Origin of the sequence: Micromonospora sp. NPDC023633 (assembly GCF_040640035.1) — a bacterium.
Lineage (GTDB): Bacteria > Actinomycetota > Actinomycetes > Mycobacteriales > Micromonosporaceae > Micromonospora.
The window spans coordinates 1-9351 of record NZ_JBFABB010000189.1; the positions used below are offsets into that span (position 1 = coordinate 1).

Genomic DNA, 9351 nt, shown 5'->3' on the forward strand with positions numbered 1-9351 from the left:
GGCGGCCGGCGCGCGGCCCCCCCCCCGGGGGGCGCGCCCCCCCCGGGGGGCCCCCCCCCCGGGCCCTGCCCCCCCCGCCGCCGCCGCCCCCCGGGCCCGGGCGCCGGGCCCGGCTCAGGCCAGGTTCGACGAACGGGGGTACGCGTCGGCCGGGTCGGTGAGGACGTTGACCAGGTACGGCACGCCGGCGTCGAACGCCCGCCGCAGGGCCGGCCCGAGGTCGCCGGCCTTCGCCACCGTCTCGCCGGCCCCGCCGAGGGCGCTCACCACATGGTCGTAGCGCAGCTCCGGCTGGAGGTCGGCGGCGACGTCGTAGCCGTACATGGCGCGCATGGGGTGCTTCTCCAGGCCCCAGATGCCGTTGTTGCCGACCACGATCACCACCGGCAGCTTCTGCCGGGCGAGGGACTCGACGTCCATCAGCGAGAAGCCGGCCGCGCCGTCGCCCATGAGGACGCAGATCTGCCGGTCGGGGTGGCTGACCCGGGCGCCCATCGCGTAGCCCATGCCGGTGCCGAGGCAGCCGTACGGGCCGGGGTCGAGCCAGGTGCCGGGCTGCGCGGGCTCCAGGTAGCGGCCGGCGTACGAGACGAAGTCGCCGCCGTCGCCGATGGTGATGGCGTCGCGGGCGAGGACCCGGCGCAGCTCGCCGTAGACCCGGGCGGGCCGGATCGGGTCCGTCTCCGCGGACATCTCCTCGGCGTCGCGGGCCTTCGCGGCGTCCTCGGCGGTACGCAGGTCGGCGATCCAGTCGGCGTGGTCGGCCCGGTCGCCGGGGTGGTCGGCCAGCGCGGTGAGGATCAGCCGGAGGTCCCCGGCGGGGGCGGCGGCCGGCTGGACGTGCCCGGCCCGCTGGCTGGGCGCGTCGACGATGTGCACCACCGTGGCGTCGCCGAAGTCGCCGAAGCTGAGCCGGAAGTCGAGCGGGGTGCCGATCACCACGACCACGTCGGCGCCCTTCAGCGCCACGCGACGGGCCTTGGCGAAGGCGAGCGGGTGCTCCGGCGGCAGCGCGCCCCGGCCCATCCCGTTGGTGAAGACCGGCACCTCGAGCGCCTCGGCGGCCGCCCGCAGGGCGTCGACCGCGTCGCCGGCGTAGACGTCGGAGCCGGCGATGATCACCGGACGGCGGGCGGCGGCGATCAGGCCGGCCGCCTTCGTCACCTCGTCGGGGTCGGGCTCGACCGGCGCGATGCCCGGCAGCGCGGGCAGCTCGGCGTCGGCGACCGAGAAGACCGCCTCCAGGGGGAAGTCGAGGAAGACCGGGCCCCGGTGCGGGGTGAGCGCGGTGGTCAGCGCCGCGGTCACCGCGCGCGGGATGTCGTCGGGGCTGAACACCGTCTCGGCGTGCTTGGTGACCGGGGCGACCAGGGGCAGGTGGTCCATCTCCTGGAGGCTGCCCGAGCCCCAGCGGAACTGCGGGGCCCGGCCGCCCAGCACCAGCACCGGCGAGGCGTTGAAGTACGCGCTGGTCAGCCCGGAGACGCCGTTGGTGACGCCGGGGCCGGCGGTGAGCACGGCGAGGCCGGGGCGGCGCTGGAGCTTGGCCACCGCCTCGGCGGCGAAGACCGCCGACTGCTCGTGCCGCACGTCGTAGATGGGGAAGCCGGTCTTGTGCGCGGCGTCGTAGAGCGGGAAGACGTGCCCGCCGGAGAGGGTGAACATCTCCCGCACCCCGTACGCGCGCAGCGCCGCGAGCGCGAGCTCCCCGCCGTGACCTTCGATCCGCTCCGTCATCGCCGCTTTCCCTTCGTCCGCATGGCCGAGGTCACACGCTACTCACCGGTAGGCGGAATGTGAACAGTTCTCGACTCGGCGCGCCTGAGGGCCGGCGGGGCCGCCCCGCCGGCCCGGGCCGCTCAGCGGCCGGTGAAGTCCGGCTTGCGCTTCGCCACGAACGCCGCCATGCCCTCGCGCCGGTCGTCGGTGGCGAACAGCGCCGCGAACAGCTGGCTCTCCCAGGCCAGGCCGGAGTTCAGGTCCATGTCCAGGCCACCGTCGACGGCGAGCTTGGCGGCGCGCAGGGCCTGCACCGGGCCGGTCAGGTACGGGCGGACCAGTTCGACCGCGGTGTCGTAGACCTCGGCCGCCGGGGCGACCCGGTCGGCCAGGCCGATCCGCAGGGCCTCCTGGGCGTCGACCATCCGGCCGGACATGATCAGGTCCTTGGCGCGGGCCGGGCCGACCAGGCGGGCCAGCCGCTGGGTGCCGCCCGCGCCGGGGATGATGCCGAGCTTGATCTCCGGCTGCCCGAGCTTGGCGTCCTCGGCCACCACCCGCCAGTCGCACGCCAGCGCCAGCTCGCAGCCGCCGCCGAGGGCGTAGCCGGTGATCGCGGCGACGACCGGCTTCGGTATCCGGGCGATCGCGCCGAGGGCGCTGGACAGGTCGGCCGCCCGGTCCGCCATGTCCACGTAGGACATGTCGGCCATCTCCTTGATGTCCGCGCCGGCCGCGAAGACCTTCTCCCCGCCGTACACGATGACGGCGCGGACGCCCGGGTCGGCGGTGGCCGCCGCGGCGGCGGCGCGCAACTCCTCCTGCACCTGGGTGTTCAGGGCGTTCATCGGCGGCCGCTCCAGCCGGATGGTGCCGATGCCGTCCTTGGTCTCCAACCGCACGAACTCGCCCACGCTGGCCCTCACTTCCTCGTCGAAGTCGCGTGCCAACCTTACGGCCCGGATCGTTGGGGTAAGTACTGTGGTGTCAGGCCCGCCACCGGGAGTACCGCCATGATCACGTACTACGACGACAGGTCCGTGCAGGTCACCTCGACCGCCGTCCGGGTGGACGGCCGGACCTTCCGGCTGGCCGACATCAGCATGGTCTGGCACCGACGCGGCAGCCGGTCCTGGCGGGTGCTCGCGGGACGCGGCGCGATCGGCGCGGCGCTCGCCGGCCCCCTGGTCGCCGCCGCCCTCGGCATCGCGCTCGCGCTCTGGCTGGACCGCTCCCTCACCGTCACCATCGCCATCGTCGGCGCCTCGGTGCTGGTCGGGCTCGCGGTCGGCCCGGTCGCCGACTTCCTCTTCGAGCACCTCGACCGCTCGTACGCCCGGGGCAGCCGGCAGCTGGAGATCTGGGCCCGCTGGCGCGGCCAGCCGGTGCGGCTGCTGTGCACCGGCGACGCGCTGCGCTTCGGCCAGATCTACCGGGCGGTGCAGCGGGCCGTCGAGGCGGGACAGCCGGTGTCGCCCCGCCGCCGCTAGAACCCGATCGGCCCGTCCGGCAGCATGCCCAGGCCACGCAGCAGGCCGAGCAGGTCCTGCTCGCCCCAGAACTGCACGATCCGGCCGCCGGCCAGCCGGTACATCTTGCAGGTGCTCTGCACCGCCGTCGCGCCGGTGGCGTCCCGGCGGTAGGTCTGCGCCAGCGACACCACCACGCGGTCGTCGGCGGCGAAGATCTCGACGATCTCCTGGTCGAGCACGGTCAGCCCCGGCGAGGTAACGGCCCCCTCGACGTGGCGCTGCCCCCGCACCCGCGTGCCGGAGCCGTAGATCAGCAGATCCTCGTCGACCACCGCGCGCAACTCCGCCAGGTCCTTGGTGACGAAGGTCCGCAGGTAGCGGCGGACCACCTCGACGTTGCGCTCCTGCTCCGTCATAGCCCGTCACGGCATCGGCCCCGCACCACCCGCCACACCGCCCCGAGCTGCCCCGCACTGCCCTGCCCGCGCCGCTCCACGCCGCCCGCCCACCGCAAACCCCGGCCGGAGACGAGGGTCCGGGGAAACCACGCCGGGGGCCGGGTGACTCACCGCACGCTGTCGAGCTGCCCCATCTGGCGGGGCAGGCCGACGGGTTCGCGCGCCAGCTGTGGTCCCACGGACGGGGCAGCTCGACAGCGGTCGACCGTCACCCCCTCGCCGACGGACGGGGCGCGGCCACCGGCGGGCACATTGCCGGCGAGTGGTTAGGCTTAGTGATGACCATCTATTACCGGGACGACGCGGTGCAGGTGACGTCGGAGTCGATCCGGGCGGGCGGCCACGCCGTGGCGATCGCCGACGTGACGTACGTCTGGCACGCGCAGGGGCCGAAGACGCTGGCGGTACGGGGGCGCGTGCTGGGTCGCGGCGTCCTGGTCCTGCTCCTCTCGCTGCCCCCGCTGATCGCGGTGGTCTGCGTGCTGTCGCTGGCCTGGTCGGCGCAGGACCGGGGCGAGTGGCAACTGGCGCTGATCATCCTCGCCGCGTGCGCGGTCGGCGCGCTGGCCCTGACCCCCTTCCTGGAGATCCCGCTCGGCTGGCTCGACCGCTCCTACGAGCGGGGCAGCAAGGTGCACGAGCTCTGGGTCCAGCACCACGGCCGGGAGGTGCTGCTGCTGCGCACGCCGGACGCGCTGCGGTTCGGGCAGATCTACCGGGCGGTGCAGCGCGCGGTCGAGCAGCACACGGACTCCTGACCTCGAGGCCCCGCCGCGCTGCCCGGCGGTGCGGGCGCGGGCGACGCACACTTGGTGCCATGGTGATTCCCCTCCCCCGGCCCGCCGCGGTCGTCGGTCTGACCCGCTCCGCCCTCGACCAGGCCCTCGGCTCGGCCGCCTCGTTCGCCGCCGTGCCGGCCCGCGCGTTCGCCGTGCTGGACTCGGTGGAGGCCCTGCTGCACCGGGTCGACGGCATGGTGGACCGGATCGGCGGCGTGGTGGACCGGATCGAGCAGACCCTCGACCGCACCGACCGGGTGCTCACCGACGCCGAGGGCGCGGTCCGGGAGGTGGCCGTCATCAGCGCCGCCGCGACCACCGCGATCGAGACCGCCACCGAGGTGGCCGCCGCCGCGGCCGTCGTGGTCGGGGAGGCGGAGAAGGTGGCCCGCACCGCCGGTGCGGTGGTCGCCGAGGCCGACGCGGTGGCCGGCCGGGCCGCCGGCGCCGTGGGCACCGCGGCGGAGGCGGCGGCCACCGCCGCCGAGCTGCTGACGGCGTACGAGCCGGCGCTGCGCCGGGCCGCCCCGATGGCGACCCGGTTCGTCGAGCAGCTCAGCCACGAGGAGGTGACCGCCGCGATCCGCCTCGTCGACGAGCTGCCCAAGCTCAAGCAGCACCTGACGGCGGACATCCTGCCGATCCTGGCCACCCTGGACCGGGTCGGCCCGGACCTGCACGACCTGCTCGACGTCACCCGCGACCTGAAGCTCGCCGTCGCCGGCATCCCCGGGCTAGGCATGCTCCGCCGCCGGGGCGAGAAGCTCACCGACGACGCCGAGGCGTGACCGGCGACGCCGAGGCGTGACCGGCGACGTCGCAGCGCCCCCCGGCGGGCATCAGGGGAGCGGCCGGGCCCGGCCGATCCGGATCAGGCGGGGACGTACAGCTCGTCGATCTCGGCCCGGCTGGGCAGCGCCACGGAGGCGCCGAGCCGGCGGGCGCAGGCCGCCCCGGCCGCCGCCGCCCAGCGCACCGCGTCGACCACGTCCCGGCCCTCGCCCCAGGCCACCGCGAGCGCGGCGGTGAAGGCGTCCCCGGCGGCCGTGGAGTCCACCACGTCGACCTTGACCGCCGGCACGTGCACGGCGGTGCCGTCGCGGTCGCCGTACCAGGCGCCCTCCGCGCCGAGGGTCAGCACGGCCCGGGGCACCAGGTCGAGCAGGGCCGACGGCTCGTCCCGGCCGCGCCCGGTCAGCGCCTGCGCCTCGGTCTCGTTGACCACCAGCAGGTCCGTCGCCGCCAGCAGCTCCGGCGGCACCGGCACCGCCGGGGCGGCGTTGAGCACCACCCGGGTGCCGGCCGCCCGGGCGACGACGGCCGCCTCGGTCACCGTCCCGACCGGGATCTCCAGCTGCGCGAGCAGCACGTCCGCCCCGCGTACGGCGGTCAGCTCGGACTCGGTCAGCCCGCTCATCGAACCGTTGGCGCCCGGGCTGACCAGGATCGCGTTCTCGCCCTCGGCGTTGACCATCACCAGCGCCACCCCCGACGTGCCGTACGTCGTGCGGAGCTGCTCGGTGTCGACCCCGGCGGCGGTGATCCGCGCCCGCAGGGTGACGCCGAACGAGTCGGAACCGATCGCCCCGAGGAAGGCGCAGGAGGCACCGGCCTTGGCCGCGGCGATGGCCTGGTTGGCGCCCTTGCCGCCGGGCACCATGACGAAGTCGGTGCCGAGCAGGGTCTCCCCCGGCCGGGGCAGGGCGGGGGCGGTGCCCACCAGATCCATGTTGGCGCTGCCCACCACGACGACCCGGGTCTGCCGCATCGCCACCTCCTCGCCGCCGGACGCTGCGGCGAAGTCTAGGGCCCCGCCGGCGGTCGACGCCCGGCCCGGGGAGGCCGGGTCAGGCGGCGCGGGCGGTGAACCGGTCGCCGGAGCGCTGCACGACCAGCGGCAGCCCGAAGGTCTTGGAGAGGTTGTCCCCGGTCAGCGTGTCGTCGAGGAGTCCCTGCGCCACCACCCCGCCCTCACGCAGCAGCAGCGCGTGGGTGAAGCCGGGCGGGATCTCCTCCACGTGGTGGGTCACCAGCACCAGCGCCGGGGCGTCCGGGTCGTACGCCAGCTCGGCCAGCCGGGCGACCAGGTCCTCCCGCCCGCCCAGGTCGAGCCCGGCGGCGGGCTCGTCGAGCAGCAGCAGCTCCGGGTCGGTCATCAGCGCGCGGGCGATCTGCACCCGCTTGCGTTCCCCCTCGGAGAGGGTGCCGTACGTGCGCTCGGCGAGGCCGCCGATGCCGAGCTGGCCCAGCAGGGCGCGGGCCCGGGCCTCGTCGCTGCTGTCGTAGCTCTCCCGCCAGCGCCCGAGCACCGACCAGGCGGCCGTGACGACGACGTCGCTGACCCGCTCGTCGGCGGGCACCCGCTCGGCGAGCGCGGCGGTGGAGAGCCCGATGCGGGTACGCAGCTCGTTGACGTCGGTACGGCCGATCCGCTCCCCGAGCACGTGGGCGGTGCCGGTGGTCGGATGCAGCCGCCCGGCGGCGAGGTTGAGCAGGGTCGTCTTCCCGGCGCCGTTGGGCCCGAGCACCACCCAGCGCTCGTCCAGCTCGACCCGCCAGTCGACGTCGTGCAGCAGTGCCGTGCCAGCCCGGCGTACGCCGACGCCGTCGAGGCTGACCACCAGATCCTCGTCCCCAGTCACCCGCCCATCCAACCACGCAACGCCGGGCGCCCCCCACGGGCGGCGCCCCGGCCATAGGGTGGGGCGCCGTGTCGTTGGTCACCACAACCGGAGGACGATCCATGCCCGGTCGGAGCACGGAGCCGCGCGGATGAGCGGGGTCATCGAGATCGAGGGTCTGCGCAAGACCTTCCACAGCGTGCGGCAGGGCCGCCGGGTGGCGGTCGACGGTTTCGACCTGCTGGTCGAGGCCGGCCAGATCCACGGTTTCCTCGGCCCCAACGGGTCGGGCAAGACCACCACGCTGCGCGCCCTGCTCGGGCTGGTGCGGGCCGACGCGGGCCGGATGACGGTGCTGGGCGTCCCCTCGCCGGACGGGCTGCCCCTGGTGGCCGGGCGGGTCGGGGCGATCGTGGAGAGCCCGCAGTTCTTCGGCAACTTCACCGGCCACCGCACGCTGCGCCTGCTCGCCCGGGCCGGCGGCGTACCGACCGCCCGGGTCGACGAGGTGCTGGAGCAGGTGGGCCTGCGCGACCGGGGCGACGAGCGGGTGAAGGGCTACTCGCTGGGCATGAAGCAGCGGCTGGCCGTGGCCTCCGCCCTGCTCAAGGACCCGGAGCTGCTGATCCTGGACGAGCCGGCGAACGGGCTGGACCCGGCCGGCATCCGGGAGATGCGGGACCTGATGCGCTCACTGTCGGAGGCCGGCGTGACCGTGCTGGTCTCCAGCCACATCCTCGCCGAGATCCAACTGATCTGCGACCACGTGACGATCATCTCGCGGGGCCGGCGGGTGGCGGCCGGGCGGGTCGACGAGGTGCTGGCCGGCTTCGACCGGCACGAGCTGCTGGTGCGGGTGGACGACCCGGCGCGGGCCGTGGAGCTGCTGACGGCGGCCGGGCTGGCGGCGACCGGGCACGACGACCACCTGGTGGTGGGCGACGTGGACGACGCGACCGCGGTCAGCCGCACGCTGGGCGAGGCCGGCCTCTGGGTACGCGAGCTGACCCCGCTGCGACCCGACCTGGAGAGCGTCTTCCTCGAACTGACCGGCGCAGCGGGGCACCCGACGCTGCCCCGGCAGGTGGACGACTCGGTGCTGCCCGACGGCGGCCCCCGGGAACCGGTGATCGACCTCGACGTGCGGGGAGTGGACGCGTGAACCTGGTCCGTGCCGAGCTGGAGCGTCTCGGCGCCCGGCGCTTCGTGCAGCTCATGCTCGTCCTGCTGGTGCTCGCCTTCGGCGTCACCGCGGCGACCACCCTGGCGAGTTCCCACCGGCCCACCGCCGAGGAACTCTTCGAGGCCCAGCGCGCCGCCGCCGCGGCGCGCGCCGACCTGGAGCGCACCCACCAGCTCTGCCTGGACCGGCAGCGCGGCGCCGTGCTGGCGGACGACATCGAGGAGTACGTCCCCGAGGACTGCGGCGAGGTCGACCCGGCCCAGATGGAGCGGGCGCCCGTGGCGGCCGACTTCCTCCACGGGGTGTTCACCTTCGCCGACGAGGCCGGCCCGCTGCTCTACTTCCTCATCGCCTTCCTCGCGCTCTTCGGGTTCCTGGTCGGCGCCTCCTACATCGGCGCCGACCTGAACTCCGGCGGCGTGGTCAACCTGCTGCTCTGGCGCCCCCGGCGGATGACCGTGCTCGGCACCAAGCTGGGCACCCTGCTCGGCGGGATGGCGCTGCTGTCGGTGGCCGCCTCGGCGGCCTACCTCGGGGCGTTCTGGCTGATCGGTCGGGTCGCCGGGCGGCCGGGGCGGCTCGACGGGGAGTTCTGGGGCTCGCTGGGCGCGACCTGGGGGCGCGGTCTGCTGCTGGTGCTGCTGCTCACCGCGGTCGGCTTCGCCGTCGCCACCCTGGGCCGGCACACCTCGGCGGCGCTCGGCGCGGTCGCCGGATACCTGGTGGTGTGGGAGCTGGGCGCCCGGCTGGTGATGGAGATCCTGGACGTCGTCAAGGTGGACCGGTACATGCTCTCCAGCTACGCGGCCGCCTGGCTGAACGGCCGGGTCGAGTTCTGGGACTACCGGGCGTGCGGCAACGGGTCGGCCGTCTCCTGCAACGGCCTCTACGTCATCACCTGGCAGTCCTCGCTGGTCCTGCTGCTCGGGCTGGCCGGCGCGTTGACCGCCGCCGCCTTCGTGGCGTTCCGCCGCCGCGACCTGATGTGACGCCCGCCCGGGGTGCGGCAAGACCTTGCAGCACCCCGGGCAACGATGAAATATTCCTTCACATGACGCCCGCCCGCCGCCGACCCCGCCGCCGGGCGGCGGCCGGCGCGCGGCCCGCACCGGTGGCCAG

General features: G+C 75.1%; 10 protein-coding genes. 5 read left to right on the plus strand and 5 right to left on the minus strand.

All coding sequences use genetic code 11. The features are described 5' to 3' along the window. Positions 1–114: 114 nt before the first annotated feature. Positions 115–1737, minus strand: coding sequence for an acetolactate synthase (locus AB0G13_RS32455; protein ID WP_357882810.1), 1623 nt, complete (start codon positions 1735–1737; stop codon positions 115–117). Positions 1738–1859: 122 nt separating this feature from the next. Further along, positions 1860–2633: an enoyl-CoA hydratase-related protein gene (locus AB0G13_RS32460; RefSeq protein ID WP_334608695.1), complete on the minus strand. Its 774-nt coding sequence runs from the start codon at positions 2631–2633 to the stop codon at positions 1860–1862. 99 nt (positions 2634–2732) lie between these two features. On the opposite strand from AB0G13_RS32460, the gene AB0G13_RS32465 reads away from it, so the two are divergent. Next, positions 2733–3209 carry a DUF6232 family protein gene (locus AB0G13_RS32465; RefSeq protein ID WP_357882813.1) on the plus strand — a complete coding sequence of 159 codons (477 nt, stop codon included), beginning with the start codon at positions 2733–2735 and terminating at the stop codon, positions 3207–3209. On the opposite strand, the gene AB0G13_RS32470 is transcribed toward AB0G13_RS32465, so the two are convergent. Then, positions 3206–3607 carry a nuclear transport factor 2 family protein gene (locus AB0G13_RS32470; protein WP_357882816.1) on the minus strand — a complete coding sequence of 134 codons (402 nt, stop codon included), beginning with the start codon at positions 3605–3607 and terminating at the stop codon, positions 3206–3208. The two genes, AB0G13_RS32465 and AB0G13_RS32470, sit on opposite strands and share 4 nt — an antisense overlap. Positions 3608–3927: 320 nt before the next feature. On the opposite strand from AB0G13_RS32470, the gene AB0G13_RS32475 reads away from it, so the two are divergent. Together AB0G13_RS32475 and AB0G13_RS32480 are read left to right on the plus strand one after the other, a co-directional pair. Continuing rightward, a complete protein-coding gene (locus AB0G13_RS32475) occupies positions 3928–4407 on the plus strand; it encodes a DUF6232 family protein (protein ID WP_357882819.1) in 480 nt (159 codons plus the stop codon). 59 nt (positions 4408–4466) lie between these two features. Then, positions 4467–5216, plus strand: a complete 750-nt coding sequence (locus AB0G13_RS32480; RefSeq protein ID WP_357882822.1) for a hypothetical protein — start codon at positions 4467–4469, stop codon at positions 5214–5216. A gap of 83 nt (positions 5217–5299) precedes the next feature. Here AB0G13_RS32480 and AB0G13_RS32485 read toward each other — a convergent pair whose 3' ends face one another. Both AB0G13_RS32485 and AB0G13_RS32490 read right to left on the minus strand, forming a co-directional pair. Further along, positions 5300–6196, minus strand: a complete 897-nt coding sequence (locus AB0G13_RS32485) for a ribokinase (protein WP_357882825.1) — start codon at positions 6194–6196, stop codon at positions 5300–5302. A 79-nt stretch (positions 6197–6275) separates the two neighbouring features. Then, positions 6276–7070, minus strand: coding sequence for an ABC transporter ATP-binding protein (locus AB0G13_RS32490; RefSeq protein ID WP_231925754.1), 795 nt, complete (start codon positions 7068–7070; stop codon positions 6276–6278). Between the two features lie 130 nt (positions 7071–7200). On the opposite strand from AB0G13_RS32490, the gene AB0G13_RS32495 reads away from it, so the two are divergent. Continuing rightward, positions 7201–8211 (plus strand): ATP-binding cassette domain-containing protein, encoded by a 1011-nt coding sequence (locus AB0G13_RS32495; protein WP_357882828.1) that lies wholly within the window; start codon positions 7201–7203, stop codon positions 8209–8211. Continuing rightward, on the plus strand, positions 8208–9221 hold the full coding sequence (locus AB0G13_RS32500; protein WP_357882831.1) for an ABC transporter permease subunit: 1014 nt from the start codon (positions 8208–8210) through the stop codon (positions 9219–9221). Before AB0G13_RS32495 ends, AB0G13_RS32500 begins: the two co-directional genes overlap by 4 nt. Positions 9222–9351: the final 130 nt, after the last annotated feature.

What these genes read in the sequence shown, in the direction of transcription:
- AB0G13_RS32485 (WP_357882825.1), bottom strand. Translation starts at nt 6,196, where the DNA reads ATGCGGCAGACCCGGGTCGTCGTGGTGGGCAGCGCCAACATGGATCTG.
- AB0G13_RS32475 (WP_357882819.1), top strand. Translation starts at nt 3,928, where the DNA reads ATGACCATCTATTACCGGGACGACGCGGTGCAGGTGACGTCGGAGTCG.
- AB0G13_RS32480 (WP_357882822.1), top strand. Translation starts at nt 4,467, where the DNA reads ATGGTGATTCCCCTCCCCCGGCCCGCCGCGGTCGTCGGTCTGACCCGC.
- AB0G13_RS32465 (WP_357882813.1), top strand. Translation starts at nt 2,733, where the DNA reads ATGATCACGTACTACGACGACAGGTCCGTGCAGGTCACCTCGACCGCC.
- AB0G13_RS32455 (WP_357882810.1), bottom strand. Translation starts at nt 1,737, where the DNA reads ATGACGGAGCGGATCGAAGGTCACGGCGGGGAGCTCGCGCTCGCGGCG.
- AB0G13_RS32495 (WP_357882828.1), top strand. Translation starts at nt 7,201, where the DNA reads ATGAGCGGGGTCATCGAGATCGAGGGTCTGCGCAAGACCTTCCACAGC.
- AB0G13_RS32470 (WP_357882816.1), bottom strand. Translation starts at nt 3,607, where the DNA reads ATGACGGAGCAGGAGCGCAACGTCGAGGTGGTCCGCCGCTACCTGCGG.